We start from the raw sequence: 21,527 nt of genomic DNA, 5'->3' as shown, positions 1-21,527 counted from the left end.
CGTCGTACTGCGCTTGTCGAAGCATCTCTTCCGCACCGTTAGGGTGTCGTTCGGTAGCGATGCTCCGACAAGCGCAGTACGACGGCCTGTGTAGCACTCAAAGCGTTCCGCAACCTAGCGGCTTACCGAATACGTTTTGCGCCCCGGCCCCACGCCGGTAATCTTCACCGACTGCCAGCCACTGGGCAGCGTGGTTTTGCGCTGGGTGATGCCTAGCGGCGTAATGTCGAGCCCACCGAAGCCCATGAGCACGGCTTGCAGCACGCCGCCCGCGCCGGTGGCGAAGTAAGGATTGGTGCCGCCCTTGGTTTCGGCGATGACGCGGAAGGGCGGCAGCAAGTTGGGCGTGTAGGCATCCTGGAAGAAATGCTGCGCCTTGGCACCGTCGCCGAGCCGGGCGTAGAGCAGCGCGAAAATGGCTTGCGTCATGGCCGGCGTGCCCTCATTGGGCACGCGCGTTTCGTAGTAGGCCAGGTCTTTCCTAATCTGGCTAGGGTCGGTAATAGTGCCCAGCGGGAAAGCCAGCAGGTTGGCATCGCCCTGCTTGATGCCCTCGCCGTGGTAAGTGGCGTGCTCCTTGGTCACGCCGTCGGGCATTTTCAGGATGGGAATATTTTGGGCCACCAGGGCCCAGTCGGCGTTGGCGGGGCGGCCGAGCAGCTTGGCGGCAGCCGCGGCGGCGCGTAGGTTGGCCTGGGCAGCGGCGTTGGTGAAGGCGTCGTTGTCCACGTTTTCGGCCCACTCATCGGAGGCCACCACGTTCTTGATGTCGTAGTGGCCGGAGCCGTTACGTTCGACGCGGCTAGCCCAGAAATCGGCGGTGGCTTGCAGGATGGGCCAGCCTTTCTCGCGCAGCCAGTCCTTGTCCTGCGTCACGCAGTAATACTGCCAGGCGGCTAGCCCCACGCAGGCTGTAATATGGTGCTCAAACGGCCCGCTCAGGGCCCACACGGGGGTTTCCTCCACGCCCGTATCGGCACTTTCCCAGGGGTACATGGCGCCTTTGTAGCCGTGCTCAAAGGCGTTGCGGCGGGCCAGGTCGAGGCGGTTGAAGCGGTATTCGACCAGCGACTTGGCGATGTCGGGGTGCAGCACCAGCAGGGCCGGGTACATCCACAAGTCGCTGTCCCAGAATACGTGGCCATTATACCCTAGCCCCGACAGGCCCATGGGCGAGGGCGAATAGTCGGTGCCCGCCCGCGAAAAGCTGTAGAGGTGATACAGCATACTGTGCACATCTTGCTGGGCCTGCGCATCGCCGGCTATCTGAATGTCGCTGGCCCACAGGTCCTGCCAGGCCTTCTGGTGAAACTCCAGCAGGCGCTTGCGGCCTTCGAGACGGGCGAAGATGGTGAGGCGCTCGGCCTCATTGAGCGGGTCGGGGTGGTGGGCTGAGGTGATGCTGGAGCCCGCCACGGCATACGCGTAGGTTTGGCCGGCCTTCAGCGTCTTGCTGAATTTCATGAGGTGCATGTTGTTGTCCCACATCTCATGAATGATGCGCGGCTCCTGGCCGTGCGGCTCCTCAAACAGAAAGCTATTGCTGGCGCACAGCGTCAGCTTGCCCGTCGGGCTTTTGGCCGACGAGGTGAGCAGGCTGAGCGTGGCGTGGGGCCGGTCGATTTCGTTGTAGTAGTTCTGGGCATCGCGCAGCGCATCGGGCGTTTCCATCACGCTGGCCGCCGTCAGGGCCAAGTCCTTTTTGGCCGTGATGCTGACATCCATGAGCACCGTAAAAGGCAAATGCCGCAGGGCGTAGTAGGTGTAGCTGATGGTGGCCTTGTCGCCGTAATCGAAGCTGGTGGTGAGGCTAGCTCCCTTCATATCGAGCTGCTGCCGGAAATTGCTGGCATCCTGAGCGCCTAGCCGACGGCCGTCTACTTCCAGGTACATATTCAGCAGGTTGAAGCTGTTGAGGAAGTTGCTCACCCGGCCCCGGCCGTACTGGTCGTAGGCGCCCGCCAGTACCACGTTTTTGACCTGAAACGGCACCGGCGACGAGACAATGCCCAGCATGCCGTTGGCCACCGTCACGCCGTAGTAGTGGCTAGGGTCGATTTTATCGGCGCTGAGGCGCCAGGGGTCGGGGGTGGGCTGAGCAGCCAGCGGGCGGCTAACCAGCAGCACCGCGCCCACGGCGCACAGCAGCGCCGCCAGCCGGCGGGAGATGGGTGGGAACATAGTAAAAAGAAGAGCAAAGAAGCCTACGAGCGCGAGCTAGGCAGCTAGTACGAGCCAGAAAACGGCGTCAAAATACGCGCTTCGCTCCTAATACCAGTGCTTAGCCGACAGCCGGATTAGCTGGGCTGGTATGCTAACAGCCAACGCCGGGCCGGGCAGCCGTGGGGCTGCTGCCGCTATTTAGCGCTTTTTCCGCTACCTTCCCCCTACAATTCAGAAACTGCTGCTTAAACTTGGTTGGTTAGTTGATACTTAACTGCTATTGCTAGCCGTCCTGGCTGGGCAGCCGGTCGCCACGCTTCTTTCCCACCCGTTGAAAACCATCCTGCTACCTTACTGGGGTTGCCGGCTGCTGGCGCTGCTTTGGCTGCTAGGGCTGGCTGGCTGCGCCCCGGCCGCGCGCGAGCCGGTGTACCGCATTGGCTTTTCGCAGTGCACCACGGCCGATGCCTGGCGCCAGGCCATGCTGGCGGGCATGGAAAAGGAACTGAGCTTCCACCCCAACGTGCAGCTTCAAATGCTGGACGCTCGCAATGACACCGAGCTGCAGCGGCGGCACATTCAAGAGTTTATTCGGCAGCGGGTCGATGCGCTGCTCATTTCGCCTAACCAAGCCACGCCCCTGGCCGACCTCGTCGATACGGCCGCGGCCCACCACATTCCGGTTATTATTCTCGACCGGCGCACTACCTCGCCGCACTACACAGCCTACGTAGGTGGCAATAGCCTGGAGGTGGGCCGCACCGCCGGCCGCTACGCCGCGCAGCTCCTGCACGAGCGCGGCCAGGTGCTCGAAATACTGGGCCGGCCGGGCTCCTCGCCGGCTACCGAGCGCCACCTGGGCTTTGTGCAGGCCTTGGCCCAGCACCCCAACATGCAGCTGGTGGCCCAGCTGCCGGCCGCCTGGCAGTCCGACCTGGTGCTGGCGCAATTGCCGGCCCTGCTGCGCGCCCACCCCGGCGTGCGCCTCATTTTTGCGCATAATGACCCTATGGCCCGGGCCGCCCACCAAGTGGTGCAGCAGCTGGGGCTAGCCCGCCGCATCCGCATCATTGGGGTTGATGGCCTGCCGGGGCCGGGTAATGGCTTGCAGCTGGTGGCCAATGGCACGTTGCAGGCTACGCTGCTGTACTCGCCAGGCGGTGAGGAAGCTATTCGCACGGCGCTTCGCATTCTCAGCCACGAGCATTATACCAAGGATAACATCTTGGTAACGATGGTGGTAGATTCGACCAACGTGCAAGCCGTGCGTGGCCAAACCGAGCGGCTGCTAGCCCAGCAAAGCGACCTTTTCCGGCAGCAGCAGCGCTGGCAGCAGCAACAGCAGCGCTACAACAATCAGTCGCTGCTGGTGTATCTGCTGCTGGCTAGCCTGCTAGGGGCCGTGGTGTTGGGAATGCTCACGTGGCGGTCGTCGCGCCTAAACCAGCGCATCAGGCGAGTGCTGGAGGGGCAAAACGCTGAAATCAGCCAGCAGCGCAACCAGATTGCCGACCTGGCCGAGCAGGCCCGCGCCGCCGCCGAAGAAGTGCGCCGCACCTCGGAGGCCAAGCTGCGCTTTTTCACCAACTTCTCGCACGAGCTGCGCACGCCGCTCACGCTCATCTTGGGGCCGGTAGAAGACTTGCTCACTAGCCCCACCGACGACCTCACGCCCGCCCAGCGCCACGACCTGGGCCTGGTGCGCCGCAACGCGCAGCGGCTGCTCCAGCTGGTGAATCAGCTCATGGATTTTCGCAAAATCGACGTGGGCAAGATGGCCGTGCACGCCCTGGAGGGCGACCTGGTAGAGTTTCTGCGCGAAATCATGGACGTGTTTGAGAAAACCGCCCGGCGCCGCAGCATCACGTTCCGGTTTGTGCCCGCCGAGCCGGTTATTTTCCTGTGGTTCGACGGCGAGATTCTCGACAAGGTCTTCTTCAATCTGCTTTCCAACGCCTTCAAATACACGCCCGATGGCGGCCAGATTACGGTGAGCATAGGCCCTGAGGCAGCTACTAAAACTGTGCTTATCAGCGTGGCCGACACCGGCCGGGGCATTGCCGAAGCCGACCAGCCGCACATTCTGGAGTGGTTTTACCAGGGCAGCCAGCCCACGCCCAACAGCTCGGGGCTAGGCCTGGCCCTGGCCGAAGGCCTCACGCGGCTGCACCAGGGCACGCTCTCGTTTCAAAGCCAGCCGGGCGAGGGCAGCACATTTGAAGTACGCCTGCCCCTTAACAAGCCCGCCGCCTTTCTCGACGTGGAGCCCGGCCTGCCGCGCCCGCTCAGCGCGGCCACCGCGCCCGAAGAAGAATTGCTAGCCCCCACCCAAGAGGCCGCCCCGGTTCGCTCCGATGCCACGGCCCTCGTGATTGAGGACAACGAGGAGGTGCGCGAGTTTTTGGTGCAGAAGCTCCAGCCGCACTTCCAGGTGAGCACGGCCGCCGACGGCGCGGCTGGCCTGCGCATGGCCAGCGAAACCATTCCCGACGTGATAGTGTGCGATGTGGGCCTGCCCGAGCTCAGCGGCCTCGACGTGGCCACCACGCTCAAGGGCGATTGGCGCACCTCGCACATTCCGCTGGTGCTGCTCACGGCCCAAAATGCCCCCGAGCAGCAGGTGGCCGGCGTGCAGGCCGGCGCCGACCTCTACCTCACTAAGCCGTTCAACCCCACCTTTTTGCTCGAAAGCCTGCGCACGCTGCTGCGCAATCGCGACCAGCAGCGCGAGCATTTTCATCGGCAGTTGTCGGGCGCGCCTCCCACGGCCGTGCCGCAGCGCGTCGACCAGAAGTTTCTGGCCGACCTGGCCGCCATTATCGAGGGCCGGCTCGACCAGCCCAGCCTGGGCGTCGATGACATTGCGCACAGCCTGGGCGTGTCGCGCACCCAGCTCTATCGCAAGGTGAAAGCCCTGCTCGGCACCGGCGTCACGGAGTATATTCAAACCGTGCGCCTCACCAAGGCCCGGCAGCTGCTGCTGCAGGAAGGCAGCACCGTGGCCGACGTGGCGTACCAGACGGGCTTCTCCTCGCCGTCCTACTTTTCCACGGCTTTCAAGGGCAAATACCAGGTGTCACCCTCCGAGTTCAAGGCTCTGCACACGCACCTACGGGCCTGACCGATTTTTGAAAGCGTGTCGCAATAGTGAAGACTGCGCTTGGTGAGTCAGCACTTACTTTCAATTTATACTATTAAAAACCAGATAGTTATCGTTCTTGCATTATTTTTAAATGCATTTGGTATGCTCGTGAACGCCCTGCGCTGCCCCATAGTAGACTTTTGTCCAAACGGTTCAGGTCATGGTGCAACGCAAGGTTCTTTTTTGGTCTATTGTCACAGCGCTTGGCGGCTTCCTGTTCGGCTTTGATACGGCCGTTATCTCGGGGGCCGAGAAAGCCATTCAGCAGCTGTGGCAGCTGAGCGCGGTGCAACACGGCTTCACCATATCCATTGCCCTCATCGGCACGGTGCTGGGGGCCATGTTCGGTGGCATTCCGAGCGATAAGCTGGGCCGCCGCCAAACGCTGCGTTGGATTGCGGTGCTCTACCTGGTATCGGCCGTGGGGGCGGCCCTAGCCCCGGCCTGGGTGCCGTTTATGGTCTTCCGCTTTTTGGGCGGGCTGGGCGTGGGCGCCTCGTCGGTCACGGCCCCACTCTACATCTCGGAGATTTCGCCAGCCGACTCGCGCGGCAAGCTGGTGGGGCTGTTCCAGTTCAATATCGTATTTGGCATTCTGGCCGCTTATCTCTCTAACTACCTGCTAGCCAACGTAGGCGACCATTCGTGGCGCCTCATGCTGGGCGTGCAGGCGGTGCCGGCCATCGCCTTTTTACTGTTCCTGTTTCGGGTGCCCGAAAGCCCGCGCTGGCTGCTGCTACACGGCCGTGTGGAAGAAGGCAAAGACGTCCTGCGTCTTATCAGCCCCAGCACTGTAGAGGCCGACACGGCTGCTATTCTCACGGCCCAGGCTGCTGCCGGGCAGCAAAGCGAGTCGCTGTGGGCTAGCCAGTACCGCACGCCGGTACTACTGGCTATGGCTTTCGCATTTTTCAACCAAGTGTCTGGCATTAACGCGATTATCTACTACGCGCCGCGCATTTTTGAGATGACGGGGCTAGGCCAGGGCGCCGCGCTGCTTTCGTCGGCGGGCATTGGGCTGGTCAATTTCATTTTCACGCTGCTGGGCGTCAACGTCATCGACCGGTTTGGGCGGCGCAGCCTCATGCTGGTGGGCTCACTAGGCCTCATTGCCACACTAGGGCTGGTGGCGATGGCCTTTTATACCCAACGCTTTCAGCTCTTTGGCGGGCTGTTGGTACCGGGCCTGCTCTTTGCCTATATCGCCTTTTTTGCCTTCTCGCAAGGGGCAGTTATCTGGGTGTTCATCTCCGAGATTTTTCCCAATGCCGTGCGGGCCAAGGGTCAGGCGCTCGGGTCGAGTACGCACTGGGTCATGGCCACGGTCATCGCCTTCACCTTCCCCTACTTCGCCGAAAAGCTGGGCGGGGGCAACACGTTCGCCTTCTTCTGCGGCATGATGGTGCTGCAATTAGTATTTGTGCTGCGCTTCATGCCCGAAACCAAGGGCACCAGCCTGGAGGGCGTAGCCAAAACGCTGGTCATGCACTAGTCCCGAAAAGCTTGAAAATCAACTAAAAGTCAACTGCTTGACAAAATCTTACCCTTCGCACGTATGGCTATCACTTGCTTTGGAGAAATGTTGTGGGACGTGCTGCCCACGGGCAAGCAGCCCGGCGGCGCCCCGCTCAACGTGGCGGTGCACCTGCGCAATTTTGGGCAGGAGGCGCTGCTCATCAGCCGCGTGGGCCACGACGACCTGGGCACCGAGCTGCTAGCCTTCGTGCAAAGCAAAGGCCTGAGCACCCGCTACATCCAGCGCGGCGAGACGCACCTCACGGGCGTGGTGAAGGCCAATGTGAGCGACAGCCACGAGGTAACTTATAAGATAGTGCAGCCTGTGGCCTGGGATTACATTCAGTACGAAGACGCGCTGGGCCCGCTGGTAGAAAGCGCCGAGGCCTTCGTGTTTGGCAGCCTGGCCGCCCGCAGCGGCGCCACCCGCGAAACGCTCTACCGCCTGCTTCAACGCGCTGCCTTTAAGGTATTTGATGTAAACCTGCGCGCCCCGCACTATTCGCGCAGTGTAGTGACCTACCTGCTGCGCCAGGCCAATCTGGTGAAGCTCAACCACCACGAGCTGGCCGAGATAATGGGCTGGTTTGGGGCGAGCCCCGACGAGGAAACCGCCCTGCACTGGCTCGCCGACCGCTTTGGCCTCCAAGCCGTGTGCGTGACGAAAGGCGCCGACGGGGCCGTGCTCTGGACCGGCGGGCAGCTGCACCGCAGCCCGGGCATTGCGGTGCAGCTGCAGGATACCATTGGCAGCGGCGACGCCTTTTTGGCGGCTCTGCTCAAAGGCTGGTTAGCCGGCCAGCCCCCGGCCGAAGCGCTAGCCTTTGCCTGCGCAGCTGGCTCATTAGTAGCCACCTATCAGGGCGCTACGCCTGCCATCTCCGAGGCCGATGTGCTGGCCCTTGCCGCTTCTATCGCTTGATTTTCTGCTTTTTACCGAGCCATGTCGTTAGCTTTTTTCCCTGCTTCTCCCCTTTCCAGGCTCCGGCTGGCGGCGGCTTTGCTGCTGGTAGGCGCGGCAGGCTGCAACTCGGGTACCAAGACGGACACTGCGGCCACCTCGCCGCCCGAAGCTCCTATGGCCAAGGCTACGCCAGCCGCCAGCCTCTCCAAACCGACTGACTGGTGGAAGGAGACGGTGGTGTATCAGCTGTATCCGCGCAGCTTTCAGGACAGCAACGGCGACGGCGTGGGCGACCTGAAGGGCATTATCGCGCGGCTTGATTACTTGAAGAGCCTTGGCGTAGGCACGGTATGGCTGAACCCCATCTATGCCTCACCCAATGATGACAACGGCTACGATATCAGCGATTACCGTCAGATAATGCCTGAGTTTGGCACGATGGCCGACTTCGATGCGCTGCTCAAGGGTATGCACGCGCGCGGCATCAAGCTGGTGATGGACCTGGTGGTGAACCACAGCTCGGACGAGCACGCCTGGTTTAAGTCGGCGCGGGCCTCGCGCACCAGCCCCTACCGCGACTATTACTACTGGTGGCCCGCTGAAAAAGGCACGCCGCCGGCTCGCTTCAGCACCTTCGACGTGAAGCACGATGCCTGGCAGTACGACGCGCCTACTAAGTCGTACTACCTGCATATTTTCTCCAAAAAGCAGCCCGACCTGAACTGGAACAATCCCAAGCTGCGCCAGGAAGTGCACAATATCATGCGCTTCTGGCTCGACAAGGGCATCGACGGCTTCCGCATGGATGCCTTCCAGTTTGTGGCCAAAGACCCGAGCTTTCCGCCCATGCCGGGCCTCACCGAGCGCACCTTTGCCAACGCCTACAACCACGGCCCGCACCTGCACGACTACCTCAAGGAAATCAACGAGCAGGTGCTGCGCCACTACAACGTGATGACCGTGGCCGAAGGCGCGGGACGCAACACCACCGAGGCCATGCTCTTTGTGGACCCCGCCCGCAAGGAGCTCGACATGACCTATCACTTTGAGGGCGTGGGCGTGGGCAGCGGCTCCGCCACCTACAAGCTCACCGACCTCAAGCGCGTATTTACGAAATGGGATAGCGCCTTTGCCCGGAAAGGCTGGCAGGCCATTGACCTCGGCAACCACGACCAGCCGCGCATGGTGAGCAAGTTTGGCGACGACCGCCCGGCTTTCCGCACTCCATCGGCCAAGCTGCTCAATACGTTCCTGCTGACCATGCGCGGCACGCCCTACTGCTACAACGGCGACGAGCTGGGCATGACCAACAGCCCCTTCAGCGGCATAGCCGAGTACCGCGACGTGGCCGCCCGCAACGCCTACACGCAGCTCAAGCAGCAGGGCGGCGATGAAAAAGCATTTTTCCATTCGCTAGCCCGCTTCTCGCGCGACAACAGCCGCACACCCTTCCAGTGGAATGCCTCCGCTAACGCCGGCTTCACCACCGGCACGCCCTGGATTAAGGTGAACCCTAACTACGTGACTCTTAACGAGGCTAGCGAAGACATAGACTCGACCTCAGTGCTCCATCACTTCCGCCGGGCAATGGCCGTGCGCAAGCAGCACAAGGTGCTGGTGTATGGCCAATATCAGCTGCTGGATGCGGCCAACCCGCACATCTATGCCTACACCCGCACGCTAGGCCCCGAGAAAGTACTGGTGGTGCTCAACTTCTCGTCATCGGGGCAGCGCTGGCCGCTGCCGGCGGGCCTCCAGCCCAGCGGTGCCACCTGGCTCAACAACTACCCGGGGGCGGCCCCTGGCGGGCCGGCGCTGGCCCTACAGCCCTGGCAGGCAGTAGTCTACCACTTAAAGTAGTATTCTGACAGGTACTCACTTAATTCTTTACCAAGCTTTTTCTTTCCAGGTTTCACTCGGCCCCGGCGCTTTACACAGCCTTTGCTCGAAATCGATTGCGATAGGTAGCGCCCAGCTTAGTGTTTTCAGCATTTCCCACTTTACCCCTTTTCACTCATGCGTAACACCTGTTACTCGACGCACCAGGCCTATGAGCAGCCGGCGGCCCGGTCGGCCCTCAGCGGCAAAACGCTGCTGCTAGCTCTTTTTCTGCCAATAATCGGCCACGCGCAAACCCAGCGCGAGGTATCGGGCAAGGTAACCGATGCCAGTGGCACCGGCCTGCCCGGCGTAACGGTACTCGCTACGGGCACTTCTATCGGCGCCAGCACCGGCGCCGATGGCAGCTTTCGCCTGCAAGTACCCGCCACTGCTACGTCGCTCACGGTTTCCTTCGTGGGCTACGCCAAGCAGACAGTTGACATTACCGGCCGCAATACGGTGACTATTGCGCTGAAAGACGACGCCCAGGCGCTGGGTGATGTAGTGGTGGTAGGCTATGGCACCGCCCGCAAGGAAGACCTTACGGGGGCCGTTAGCACCTTGAGCACGAAGGACTTCAACAAGGGCACTTTCACTTCGCCCGACCAACTTTTGCAAGGCCGCACCTCGGGCGTGCAGATAACGCAAAACAGCGGCCAGCCCGGCGGCGCTTCGACCATCCGCATTCGCGGCAACTCAGCCGTAACTGGCACCGGCCAGCCCCTATACGTAGTAGATGGCGTGCCGCTCGATGGCCGCTCGGCCCGCCCAGGCCTAAACACCTCGCTCGGTGACAGCCCCAACAGCAACCCGCTCAACTTCCTGAACCCGGCCGACATTGAGTCGCTGACCGTGCTTAAGGATGCTTCGGCAACGGCCATTTATGGCTCGCGTGCAGCCTACGGCGTAGTGCTCATCACTACCAAGCGCGGCAAGGTAGGTGAGGCCAAGTTTGACTTTGGCGTATCGGGCGGCTTTTCGAATATCATGCGTCGCATTAAGGTGCTTGACGCCAGTCAGTTTCGGGAAGCTATCGGGTATTACGGCCTCGACCCCAAACAGCTAGACCTGGGCCAGAGCAACGACCCGCTAGGGGCTATTCTGCAAACCGGCCCGCTCCAGAACTACAACGGCGCCGTGAGCGGCGGCGGCGAAAATGGGCGCTATCGCCTCTCGCTAGGCTACCTCGACCAGAAGGGTATTGTGAAGAAAACGGGCTTCCAGAAGTATAGCGCCAATTTTGTAACTAACGCCAAATTCCTGGAAAGCAAGCGCCTGGGTGTTGATATCAATATCACGGCCAGTCAAACGCGCGAGCAGCTAGCCCCCATCACCAACAACGGTGACTACCGGGGCAGCCTCATCGGCCAGGCCCTGCAGTGGAATCCCACCGACCGGCTTTATAACGACGACGGCACTCCGTTTGTGCGCCAGGGCCAGGTTATTAACCCGGTAGCCCAGCAGCAGTACTACAATGATAACTCGCGGGTTACCACAGCACTAGCCTCCGTTTCGCCCTACTACAAGTTTACCGACTGGCTGGAGTACCGCGCCCTGTTTGCCACCAACTATAGCACGGGCATCCGGCGCACGTCTATCGACCAGCGCCTCAATATCCAGGATTATATGAACCTGGGTTACGCATCCATCAGCACCACCGAGCTACAGACGCAGCAGATGACGCATACACTGAACTTCAACAAGAAGGTAACTTCTGATTTGAACGTGAATGCGCTGCTAGGCTACGAATACACGAAGTTCAACTACTCAGGGACTAACCTGAATGGTCGCGGTCCGGTCAGCTCCAATGGCACACCCATTGGCTTTGGTACCTACGGGCTCGACTACACCAATTACCTACAGTATTCGAACCCCTCGGGCCGCCAAATCTCCTCGTTTGTGGACCCCGTTACAGAGCTGCAATCGTTCTTTGGCCGCGCCATCCTGAACTACAGAGACCGCTATTTGCTCACGGCCACCCTGCGCGCCGACGGTAGCACCAAGTTTGGCGAAAATAATAAGTACGGCTACTTCCCGTCCGTATCGGCTGCTTGGGATATCAGCCAGGAGGATTTCCTGAAATCCAAATACGAATCGCTCAACCAATTGAAGCTACGCGTGGGCTACGGCCGCACCGGCAACCAGGAATTTCCAGCGGGCTCGGCCCGTAGCCAGTTTGTGTTTCAGGCCAACAACGGGGGCCTAGTACAAACCACTAATGCCAACCCCAACCTCAAGTGGCAGTCGGATGAGCAGTACAACGCTGGTATCGACGTGGCCATGTTCAATAACCGCCTGACGTTGACGGCCGACTACTTCTACAAGCGCACCACCGACCTGCTCTATCCCAATATTCCCGGCTTTCCGGCAGCCCCCGGCGGCAGCAGCGTTATCTGGCAAAACCTGAACGGCGTTATCGTTAACAAAGGGGTAGAACTACAACTCGGCGTGACGGCCGTTGACAACGAGCGCTTCGGCATCAACTTCAACGCCAACGCCACCTTTGTGCACAATAACGTGACGGGCTTGCCCCCGGCGCTTATCATCCAGACAGGTACGCTTAACGGCCAGGGCCTATCGGGCGTGCTAGCCGAAACCATCCAGAACGGCCAGCCCCTCAATGGCTTCTACCTGCCGACTTACAACGGCATAAACCCTGCCACTGGTACTTATAATGACTTCACCCCGGCAAGCTACGTGGGCAACCCCAACCCCACTGCCATTGCCGGCCTAAGCGCAACTTTCCGCTTTGCCAAGCTCTCGCTCATTACAAACTTTAATGGCGTATTTGGCAACAAGATTTACAACAACACTTTCAATAGTGTGCTCAACGTGAGCCAGATTCGGGCCGGCAAAAATATCTCGCTGTCTGAATACCAGGGTGTGAAGGAGTCACTAGCCAACGCGGTAACGCCCTCGACGCGCTACCTCGAAAGCGGCAATTTTGTAAAACTCTCCAACGTAACGCTCTCCTATGCCCTCGGCGACCTGGGCAAGGTGTTTAAAGGGGCTAGCATCTATGCTATTGGCCAGAACCTGTTCGTTATCACCAAGTACCGTGGCTTCGACCCCGAGGTGAATACCAACAAGGCATCGGGGGTAGTGCCCTCGGCCGGTATCGACTACACTGGCTACCCATCGGCTCGCACGTTCACGTTTGGTGTTAACTTCTCTCTCTAACCCACCCATCGCTACTAGTTATATGAAAAAGATACTCAGTGCGGCGGCCATGCTGGCCCTGCTCCAGCTAGCCGATAGCTGCAAGATTAACGAGGAGTTTCAGGCGGGCCTGACGCCGTCTCAGCTAGGCACAAGCAATGCCTCCTCGCTGCTCGACGGTGCCTACAACGCCATGCGCAGCCCATTTCAGGGAGCCACTCAAATATTTGCCATGTCCGAAGTAACGACCGATGAGCGCCTGATGCCCACCCGGGCCGGCGACTGGGACGACAACGGTAAGTGGCGCGCGCTGCACCTGCACAACTGGGATGCCAACCACCCTGAAATACGCGACGCCTTCGCCAACCTGGGCGGCGTCATTTTCGCGGCTACCGATGTGCTGCGGCCCGAGTTTGGGGCTAGCGCCCAGCAGCAGGCCGAAGCGCGGTTTGTACGGGCGTTTGCCATGTACTGGACCCTCGACCTCTACGACCAGGTGCCTTACCGTGAACCGGGCGAGCTTGTGGTCAATAACGCCAAAGTGCGCAAGGGCACCGAAGCACTAGACTATATCATCAGCGAGGTAAATGCTGTGCTGGCCACTCTGCCCGATGCGCCCGTGTACCGGGCCAATAAGGATGCCGCCCGCTGCCTGCTGATGAAGTGCTACCTCAACCGGGGCGTATATGCCAACCGCAATGCGCCTACGTTTGCCGCCGCCGACATGAACCAGGTTATTACGCTGGCGGACCAGATTATCAACAGTGGCCGCTACAAGTTCGCCGCCAACTACTTTGACAACTTTGCCCCCGACAACACGAGCATCGGCACCGAAAATATCTTTACCGAGCTGAACGTGGGTGGAGTGAGCAGCGGTGCGCAGTACGACCTGTGGCGTTTTATCTCACACTACAACATGACTCCGCAGGGCTACAACGGGCCGTGCGCACTGCCAACATTCTACGACACGTTTGGGGCCGACGACCTGCGCCGCGGCCAGGTGTACAGCTATAAAAACGGCCCTTCCAACCCATTCAAGCACCAGAATGTGGGCTTCCTGATTGGCCAGCAGTATTACTTGAACGGTACTACCAAGCGGGGCGGCCTCGACTCGGCTTTGGTTGACCGGACCGGGGCGCCGCTAGCCTTCACCCGCGACGTGAAGATTATCGAAACCGGGGCCAACCTGGAGGTAACCGGCATCCGGCCCATGAAATACCCGCCCGATTTTACCAATAACTCGGCTGGGGCCATCGACAACGACATGGTGCACTTCCGCCTGCCCGACGTGCTTCTGATGAAGGCCGAAGCCATCTTACGCGGCGGCACCGGCACTACCGCTGGCACTTACGGTAGCACGGCGCTGGCCTTGGTTAATTCTATCCGCACCGATGCATCGCGCAATGCCGGGGCTTTGGCTACAGTAGATTTGAATACGCTCTATGCCGAGCGTGGCCGCGAGCTATATCTGGAAAACTGGCGCCGCCAGGACATGGTGCGCTTCGGTAAGTTCTTGGGTCCGATTGAGCAAGGGCCTACGAGCAGTGACCCTAAGTACCTCATCTTCCCGATTCCGAACCAGCAATTGGCCGTGAATCCTAACCTTACCCAGAACCCTGGGTATTAGTAGGCAAGCGCTAGGCCCGATAGCAGCAGCGGTTGGCAGTGGCCGGCCGCTGCTGTTTTTTTCGGGCTGGCCCATCTTGTTCACCTTGCTTTCCTTACGCTTATGAAAAACCTGTGTGTTGCCGGCCTGCTACTTTTCGCTGGCCCGGCCCTGGCGCAGCCGGCCACCCAGCCCACGCCGCGCCAGCTTTACCCGGGCTTGTTTGAGGCCATTCAGCTGAACCGGGTGTACCCTGATGGCAAAACCTTCGTGGATATGCTGCCCACGGCCACACCGGCTGCCGTGCTAGCCGCCTATGCCAGGGAGAAAAGCCAGCCAGGCTTCGACCTAAAGGCGTTTGCCAAGCGCTACTTCTATTTGCCTAACACCGACACGGCCAAGTATCACAGCAACATCGGGGCTGGCATTCGGGCGCACCTCGACACGCTCTGGACGGTGCTGCGCCGCCCGGCACAGGCCACGGCACCGCCCTATTCGTCGCTGCTGCCGCTACCCCACCCCTACGTGGTACCGGGCGGGCGCTTTCGGGAGGTGTACTACTGGGACTCGTACTTCACAATGCTCGGGCTGCGCGAGGCGGGCCGGCTAGGCCAGGTGCGCGACATGGTCGATAATTTTGCCTATCTGATTGACAAGCTGGGCTTTATTCCCAATGGCAACCGCACCTACTACCTCACGCGCTCGCAACCGCCCTTCTTTGCCCAAATGGTAGGGCTACTCGCTACTGGCCCCGACTCGGTAGCCGTGCTCACGCGCTACCGCCCCGCGCTAGCCCGCGAATATGCCTACTGGATGGCCGGGGCCGACAAGCTGAAGCCTGGCCAGGCCTCCCGCCGCGCCGTGCGCCTGCCCGGCGGCGAGCGCCTGAACCGCTACTGGGACGAGAGCGACCAGCCCCGCGAAGAGTCGTACCGTGAAGACGTGGAAGCCGCCAAGCTCAGCAAGCAGCCCACCGGACAATTCTTCCACAACGTGCGGGCAGCGGCGGCCTCGGGATGGGATTTCAGCACCCGCTGGTTTGGGCCCGATATGCAACTCAGCTCCATTCATACCACGGATTTGGTGCCGGTAGACCTCAACTGCCTGCTGCTGGTGCTCGAGCAAACCCTGGCCCGCGCCACCCGCGCCGCCGGCCAGCCAGCCGAGGCTAGCCAGTACCGCCAGCAGGCGCAGGCCCGGGCGGCGGCCATTCAGCGCTACTGCTGGGATGCGCAGACCGGCTTCTTTGGTGATTACGACCTGCCCAAGAAGAAGCTCGCCACGGTGCGCACCCTGGCCGGCGTGTTTCCGCTCGCGTATGGCGTGGCTACGCCGGCCCAGGCCTGGGCCGTGGCGAGCCGCCTGCAAAGCGAGTTTTTGCGGCCCGGTGGCGTACTCACCACTACCAACAACAGCCACCAGCAATGGGACGCCCCCAATGGCTGGGCACCCCTGCAATACCTCACGGTAGCCGGCCTGCATCGCTACCACCTACCCGACCTGGCCGATACCATCGCCCACCGCTGGACGACGCTGAACGTGCGCGTATTCAACCGCACCGGGCGGCTGCTGGAGAAGTACAACGTAGAAGACCTGAGCCGCGCCGCCGGCGGTGGCGAGTACCCGCTGCAAGATGGGTTCGGCTGGACCAACGGCGTGCTACTCAAGCTGCTGGATGAGCAGCGCAGCCGCGAGCAGCGCCGCAAGTCGATGTAAAAATTTTATTTACAAAAACCAGAACGTCATGCTGAGCTTGCCGAAGCATCTCTATCGCGCCGCTAGGGTGTCGGGCGGTAGAGATGCTTCGGCAGGCTCAGCATGACGTTCTGGTTTTTGGTGCTCCTGAAATTATCAGCCAGCCGCTAGCCCCTTCTACAAACCATACTTGCCCAGCAGGTATATGAGCGAGGCCATGCTGGCGCCGCCCAGCTCCAGCTCGCGGCGGTTTACTTGCTCGAAGGTGTCGAGGACCGAGTGGTGCAGGTCGAAGTAGCGCTGCGAGTCGCAGTCGTAGCCGAAGAGCGCCACGGGCTTCACGCTCGCGGCCAGGGGCTCGATGTCGGTGCCAGCGTGGCCGGGCGTGAGCTGGCCGGCCAAATACGGGGCTAGCAGCGGCTTCCAGGCGGCCACTTTCTGGAACACGGCGGGCGTGGTTTCGACGTTGAAGCCGCGTGGGGTGAAGCCGCCGCCGTCGCTCTCAATGGCGGCCAGGTGGGTTTCGTGGTTTTGCTTGGCTAGCTCGGCATACTTCTCACCGCCACGGGTACCGTTCTCCTCATTCATGAAGAGCACGGCGCGCACGGTGCGCTCGGGGCGCAGGCCGGCGGCTTTGAGCAGGCGCAGGGCCTCAATGCTTTGCACGACGCCGGTGCCGTCGTCGTGGGCGCCCTGGGCGAGGTCCCACGAGTCGAGGTGGCCGCCCACGGTGATAACCTGGTCGGGGTATTTCGAGCCTTTAATCTCGCCCACTACGTTGTAGCTTTTTTCGTCGGGCAATTGCTGGCAGCTCATTTCCAGCTCAAACTGCAGCTTGGGGTCGGCGGCGAGTAATTGGCTGAGCTGGTCGGCGGCCTGGGTGCTGAGGGCCGCGCCGGGCACCTTGGTGGGCGTGTCGCCGTAGTTGGTGGCGCCGGTGTGGGGGTTGTTGTCGCGGGCGGCGGTGAGCGAGCGCACCAGGGCGCCCACGGCCCCGCGGCGGCCGGCCTCAGCCGGGCCCGAGCGGCGCTGGTCGCCGGCGGCGCCGTAGGCCGCGCCGGGCTCGATAAGGCGGTCGTCGAAGGGTCGGTTGAAGAAGATGAACTTACCGCGCACCGCGTCGTCGGGCAGGGCTTTCAGCTCGGCCAGGCTCTTCACCTCCACTACGCCGGCACGCAGGGGCTTGCTACCGGGCGTGGCCACCGAGCCCCCTAGCGCGCACACGGCGGCCGTAATGCTTTTGCCCTTATTGCCAATTATTTGGCCTTTCTCTTTGGCGCCGCGTACCCAGTGCGGCACCATGCATTCCTGCAAGTATACCTTGTCGAAGCAGTTGGCTTTTTCCATCGTGAGCTTGCCCCACTGCACGGCTAGGGCCGCCTGCGGCGAGCCGGCGAGGCGGCCGCCGATTTTCTGGCATAGGTAGCGCAGGTTGTCGTAGCTCTGGCCGCGCAGCAGCGCCTCGTCGTAAATTTTGCGAATGACGACGGAATCGGCTTTGGCCGTAGCTTGGGCGGCGGTGGTGGTTGCGCTGGCAGCCAGCAGGCCCGCCAGGAGCAGCGAGGAAAATGAACGCATAAGGAAAGAAGCAGAAAAGGCGTGTTTGGCCAAAAGTACCAGGCTGGCGGCTTTTATTCCTACTATTTCTTACCTACACGCCACAAACCGCGCTCACGCACCGTGCAAGCCACCGGCGAATCGGGCCGCGTTCAGGAGGTCGAGCTGGGCCGCGCCGTAATAATAGACGCCGGCGCATACCGTCTGGGTGCTGTCATACTGGTTGGGGCCAATGGTCAGGGGCCGGCCGCCCACCGTGCCTTGGTAGCGGTGGTAGCCCGTAGTCGGCAAGCCAGCCTGCTGGGCCGCTGCCGCCGCTTTTTCTTCTTTAGCAGGCTTAGTATAGCGCTGACATGCAACTACTTCCCTCAGCTAGTACGCGGCCCAGCCAATACGCCGAATCAGACCGGTAGCGTGTAGTATCATTCCTATACCTAGCGCATGGTATTACCGCCCGCCGCCTGCGGTGCCGCGCCGTAGCGGCTCATTTCCAGTCGGGCGGGCTGGCCTTCGCGCAGGGTCACCTTGAAGAGGTAGTTGTATTCCTCATCGCGGATTTCGGCGGGTAGCGGGGCCACGCCCAGCGCGGCCAGCAGCGGCAGCAGGGTATTGGAGTGGCCTACTACCACCACCGTTTTGCCAGCGTAGTCTTGCCGCAGGCGGCTAGCCAGGGCGGCGGGCTCCTTGGCGCTGTATACCTCGGGCGTGAGGCCTGTGGCCTGGGCCAGCGCGGCCAGCGTGGCGCGCGTGCGGCGCGTATCGGTAGTGAAGAGGGCGGCCGGGTGCTGGCGACGCAGGCGCTGGGCCAGCAGCTGGGCGCGGGTTTCGCCGGCGGGCGTGAGGGGTGGGTCGGCAAGGCCGGGCGTGAGGTCTTTCTCGGCGTGGCGCACGAGGTAGATGATGGTGCGCGGCGGCTTGGCCGCGGCCCCGGCGGCTAGCCCCAGCAGGAGCGCGCACAGCATCGGCAACCAGCTTGTGTTCAGCATAAGTACAAGATGCCGGCCCTGGTAGCAGGCTCGCCAAAGGTAGCCGCAAAAAAATCGGGCTGCCCAACGAGCAGCCCGATTCTAAACCTTCTAGCCTTGTCGTTTCTGGCCTTACTGCTTGGTAAAGTGGCGGCTGCTGCGCTCCTGGGTGGGCGAAGTCAGCAACAAGGTGTACTGCCCCGGCCGCAGGGCCGACACGTCGAGCCCGGCCGCACCTATGGTGCCCTGGCCAGCCACGCGGCCCAAGGCATCGAGCACCTGGTAGCTGTGGCCTACCAGCTCGGGCTCAGTGCGCAGGTAGTCGCTGCCGGCCACGGGGTTAGGATACAGGCCCGCCACCGAGGGGGTAGCCGCTGTGCTGGGCAGCGCCATGCGCGCCCCGGCCGGGTTAGTGATGCTGACCCAGTTGATGTTCCAGCCACCGGTTTGAGCAAACACCCCGAAGTTGTAGGTGCCCGCGTTGATGTTCACGGTTTTGCTCACGGTGGTCCAGGTTTGCCAGCCGCCGGTGGCCGGAATGGCCGTGTTGCCGAGCTGAATCGAGCCGGCGTTCAAATCGGACGATACGGTGCCGCCGTTGGGGCTAGCCACGCGGTAGCTGATGGTGTAGGCGCCCGTCACTGGGAAATTTATATTATTGAAAACCAGGTAGTCGCTGGCATCGACGTAGCCCATGTCCTGGCCGCCGCCAGTGTCGGTGGTCGTTTCGGCCTGCATGCCGCTGTTTACGTTGGCCGCCTCGGCCTGCAGGGTGCGCACGGTGCCGCTGGTGCTGCCGCTCGTGAGCTGGTACACCCGCACGTAGTCCACGTTCATGGTGGCGGGCAGCTTGCTTTCATCCACCGTCTGGCCGGGCCAGTCGCCGGCCACGGCCATATTCAGCAGCAGGAAAAAGGGTTTCTGAAACTCCTCGGTGCCACCCGTGCCGTTGGTGATTGTCATCTCGTTGTACTTGGCCCCATCCACAAACCAGCGGATGTAGTCGGGCGTCCATTCCACGCTATACACGTGGTAAGTATTGGCGGTAGTGGCCACGCTCTGGCCATACTGCGCGTGGCCGTTGTTATCCCAGTGCGCGGTGCCGTAGCAGCGGCTATCGGCATTTATCTGCTCCATGATGTCGATTTCGCCGCAGCCCGGCCAGCTCACCGTGTTAATGTTGGCGCCCAACATCCAGAAGGCCGGCCACAGGCCCTGCCCCAGCGGAACTTTAATGCGAGCCTCCATGCGGCCGAAGGCGAACTGCCTGAGGCCCTGGGTTTTCAGGCGGGCCGAGGTATAGGGCATGCCGCCCACGCTCTCCTTTTTGGCCGTAATAACGAGTTCGCCATTAACCACCATGGCGTTGGCGGCCTGGTAGTACTGCTTCTCGTTATTGCCCCAGCCGCCGCCGCCGGTTTCAAAAACCCAGTTGGAGGTGTTCACGGCCGTGCCGTTAAATTCATCGGCCCAGACTTGCTGGTAGGTTTGGGCCTGGGTGGGCAAGGACGCGCCGACGAGCAGCGCCACCCCGCCCAGAAGGGAGGTAAGCGTACCTTTCATAAGGTAGTGGAAAAGGAAGTGGGTGGGAAAAGAACTGCTGGCCTGCCAGTCGCCGCGAGGGCGAGCCAAGGGCTAGCGTCTTCAAATATCCAACTTTATCTGACAGTTGGCAAGTCTGAAAAATGCGGTTTTCGCCCATAGGAGCCCGCAAATTGACAGGGCTTTACACTTAGCGCACATGTGGTAGTTGTGCAATTTTCGGGGCTAGCCACTTTGCCCGACGCCTAGTTCTGCGCCCCGCACCGGCTAAAAAACACGTAAAAAAAGTGGTCTGACAGCCAGTTTTTTCCGGTGGCGGGCTGGTGAGCTGGTGAGCTGGCACTGGTTTCGCCCTGGCGACTACTGGTCGGGCGGCTGTAAGCCGGCTGACCGGTCTTCGAGTGCTCAGGCAGCGCGCTGCCAGCGGCCCTGCTCAACGCTGCCGCTCAGCAGGTTGTTATCCCTGTCGTTGGCTTGGCGCAAAACAGAATTGTCAAAAAATTTCTTCATCTTCATCAAATCAACAGCAAATCTTCATCTTCATTTAACGGCCCTAGCCCGAATGTTGCATCATCATTCCTCCTTCACACCTCCCCGCTCCATGCACGTTCTGCTCGTTGAAGATGAAAAAAGCCTCCACCAGGAGGTGCGCCAGTTTCTAACGCAGGCCCAATATCTGGTAGATTCGGCTTATACGTACGCCGAAGCGTCGGAGAAGCTGTTTGTCAATTCTTACGACTTTGTGCTGCTCGACCTGGGCCTGCCCGGCGGCGATGGCCTCGACCTGCTGCGCGATGCCCGCCAGAGCGAGAAGCAGGAGGCGTCGTTTATCATCCTCACCGCGCGCGGCGCCCTCGACGACCGCATCAAGGGCCTCGACCTGGGCGCCGACGACTACCTGCCCAAGCCCTTCTCGCTCTTGGAGTTGACGAGCCGCATGCAGGCCATTACACGACGCAAGTTTGGCCTGAAGCGGCCCGAAATCACGTTTGGCGACGGCTTTGTGCTCGACGTGACGGCCCGCACCGTGCGCTACGGCAGCACGCCCGAGGTGCCCGGCCCCGAGGTGCCGCTCACCAAAAAAGAGTTTGACCTGCTGCATTACCTGCTGCTGCATCGGGGCCGCGTGCTCACGCGCCTGCAGCTCGGCGAGCACCTGTGGGGCAACGTGCTGGAAGACGACTCTGACTCGAACTACATCGATGTGCACATCAAAAACGTGCGCAAGAAGCTGGCCCAGTTCGGCTCGCCCGACTTTATCGAGACGGTGCGCGGCATTGGCTACCGGGCGGTGTAGCCGTAATTTTCGCCGTTTATTTTACAGTTGTCATTGCGAGCGCAACGAAGTGGAGCGCGGCAATCTTTCCTTTGACGTTGGATTAGGAATCCTAGCGTAAA

Annotated in this window: 13 protein-coding genes; 8 read left to right on the top strand and 5 right to left on the bottom strand. The window is 61.3% G+C overall.

Annotation, left to right across the window (positions count from 1 at the left end; genetic code table 11):
- Positions 1-114: 114 nt before the first annotated feature.
- Positions 115-2,181 carry a kojibiose hydrolase gene (locus J4D99_RS16705; RefSeq protein ID WP_208132878.1) on the bottom strand — a complete coding sequence of 689 codons (2,067 nt, stop codon included), beginning with the start codon at positions 2,179-2,181 and terminating at the stop codon, positions 115-117.
- 313 nt (positions 2,182-2,494) lie between these two features.
- On the opposite strand from J4D99_RS16705, the gene J4D99_RS16700 reads away from it, so the two are divergent.
- From J4D99_RS16700 to treA, 7 genes are all read left to right on the top strand, one after another.
- The gene (locus J4D99_RS16700) at positions 2,495-5,284 is read left to right on the top strand and encodes a substrate-binding domain-containing protein (RefSeq protein ID WP_208132877.1); all 2,790 of its coding nucleotides are present in this window, start codon (positions 2,495-2,497) and stop codon (positions 5,282-5,284) included.
- Between the two features lie 181 nt (positions 5,285-5,465).
- Positions 5,466-6,797, top strand: coding sequence for a sugar porter family MFS transporter (locus J4D99_RS16695; RefSeq protein ID WP_208132876.1), 1,332 nt, complete (start codon positions 5,466-5,468; stop codon positions 6,795-6,797).
- A 63-nt stretch (positions 6,798-6,860) separates the two neighbouring features.
- Positions 6,861-7,742 carry a carbohydrate kinase family protein gene (locus tag J4D99_RS16690; protein ID WP_236018714.1) on the top strand — a complete coding sequence of 294 codons (882 nt, stop codon included), beginning with the start codon at positions 6,861-6,863 and terminating at the stop codon, positions 7,740-7,742.
- Positions 7,743-7,763: 21 nt separating this feature from the next.
- Positions 7,764-9,584, top strand: a complete 1,821-nt coding sequence (locus J4D99_RS16685) for a glycoside hydrolase family 13 protein (protein ID WP_208132875.1) — start codon at positions 7,764-7,766, stop codon at positions 9,582-9,584.
- A 156-nt stretch (positions 9,585-9,740) separates the two neighbouring features.
- Positions 9,741-12,785 carry a SusC/RagA family TonB-linked outer membrane protein gene (locus J4D99_RS16680; RefSeq protein WP_208132874.1) on the top strand — a complete coding sequence of 1,015 codons (3,045 nt, stop codon included), beginning with the start codon at positions 9,741-9,743 and terminating at the stop codon, positions 12,783-12,785.
- A 22-nt stretch (positions 12,786-12,807) separates the two neighbouring features.
- Positions 12,808-14,391, top strand: coding sequence for a RagB/SusD family nutrient uptake outer membrane protein (locus J4D99_RS16675; protein ID WP_208132873.1), 1,584 nt, complete (start codon positions 12,808-12,810; stop codon positions 14,389-14,391).
- Between the two features lie 102 nt (positions 14,392-14,493).
- Positions 14,494-16,086, top strand: a complete 1,593-nt coding sequence (gene treA / locus J4D99_RS16670) for an alpha,alpha-trehalase TreA (protein ID WP_208132872.1) — start codon at positions 14,494-14,496, stop codon at positions 16,084-16,086.
- A gap of 156 nt (positions 16,087-16,242) precedes the next feature.
- Here the strand turns inward: treA and J4D99_RS16665 are convergent, their stop codons facing one another.
- The 4 genes from J4D99_RS16665 to J4D99_RS16650 form a co-directional block, all read right to left on the bottom strand.
- A complete protein-coding gene (locus tag J4D99_RS16665; protein WP_208132871.1) occupies positions 16,243-17,643 on the bottom strand; it encodes a M20/M25/M40 family metallo-hydrolase in 1,401 nt (466 codons plus the stop codon).
- A gap of 93 nt (positions 17,644-17,736) precedes the next feature.
- Positions 17,737-17,913, bottom strand: a complete 177-nt coding sequence (locus tag J4D99_RS16660) for a hypothetical protein (RefSeq protein ID WP_208132870.1) — start codon at positions 17,911-17,913, stop codon at positions 17,737-17,739.
- Positions 17,914-18,056: 143 nt separating this feature from the next.
- Complete coding sequence (locus tag J4D99_RS16655) at positions 18,057-18,608, bottom strand: histidine phosphatase family protein (protein ID WP_208132869.1); 552 nt, start codon at positions 18,606-18,608, stop codon at positions 18,057-18,059.
- A gap of 111 nt (positions 18,609-18,719) precedes the next feature.
- Positions 18,720-20,150 (bottom strand): carbohydrate-binding protein, encoded by a 1,431-nt coding sequence (locus tag J4D99_RS16650; RefSeq protein ID WP_208132868.1) that lies wholly within the window; start codon positions 20,148-20,150, stop codon positions 18,720-18,722.
- Positions 20,151-20,730: 580 nt separating this feature from the next.
- On the opposite strand from J4D99_RS16650, the gene J4D99_RS16645 reads away from it, so the two are divergent.
- Positions 20,731-21,426, top strand: coding sequence for a response regulator transcription factor (locus J4D99_RS16645; RefSeq protein WP_208132867.1), 696 nt, complete (start codon positions 20,731-20,733; stop codon positions 21,424-21,426).
- Positions 21,427-21,527: the final 101 nt, after the last annotated feature.

Source organism: Hymenobacter sp. BT559, from assembly GCF_017571525.1.
Classification (GTDB): Bacteria; Bacteroidota; Bacteroidia; order Cytophagales; family Hymenobacteraceae; genus Hymenobacter; species Hymenobacter ginsengisoli.
Note: the sequence above shows the minus strand (reverse complement) of the source record. Positions and strands in the feature narration are given on the sequence as shown.

Coding starts and splice junctions, on each gene's coding strand:
- J4D99_RS16665 (WP_208132871.1), bottom strand. CDS start 17,643: ATGCGTTCATTTTCCTCGCTGCTCCTGGCGGGCCTGCTGGCTGCCAGC.
- treA (WP_208132872.1), top strand. CDS start 14,494: ATGAAAAACCTGTGTGTTGCCGGCCTGCTACTTTTCGCTGGCCCGGCC.
- J4D99_RS16695 (WP_208132876.1), top strand. CDS start 5,466: ATGGTGCAACGCAAGGTTCTTTTTTGGTCTATTGTCACAGCGCTTGGC.
- J4D99_RS16650 (WP_208132868.1), bottom strand. CDS start 20,150: ATGAAAGGTACGCTTACCTCCCTTCTGGGCGGGGTGGCGCTGCTCGTC.
- J4D99_RS16690 (WP_236018714.1), top strand. CDS start 6,861: ATGGCTATCACTTGCTTTGGAGAAATGTTGTGGGACGTGCTGCCCACG.
- J4D99_RS16645 (WP_208132867.1), top strand. CDS start 20,731: ATGCACGTTCTGCTCGTTGAAGATGAAAAAAGCCTCCACCAGGAGGTG.
- J4D99_RS16680 (WP_208132874.1), top strand. CDS start 9,741: ATGCGTAACACCTGTTACTCGACGCACCAGGCCTATGAGCAGCCGGCG.
- J4D99_RS16705 (WP_208132878.1), bottom strand. CDS start 2,181: ATGTTCCCACCCATCTCCCGCCGGCTGGCGGCGCTGCTGTGCGCCGTG.
- J4D99_RS16675 (WP_208132873.1), top strand. CDS start 12,808: ATGAAAAAGATACTCAGTGCGGCGGCCATGCTGGCCCTGCTCCAGCTA.
- J4D99_RS16655 (WP_208132869.1), bottom strand. CDS start 18,608: ATGCTGAACACAAGCTGGTTGCCGATGCTGTGCGCGCTCCTGCTGGGG.
- J4D99_RS16685 (WP_208132875.1), top strand. CDS start 7,764: ATGTCGTTAGCTTTTTTCCCTGCTTCTCCCCTTTCCAGGCTCCGGCTG.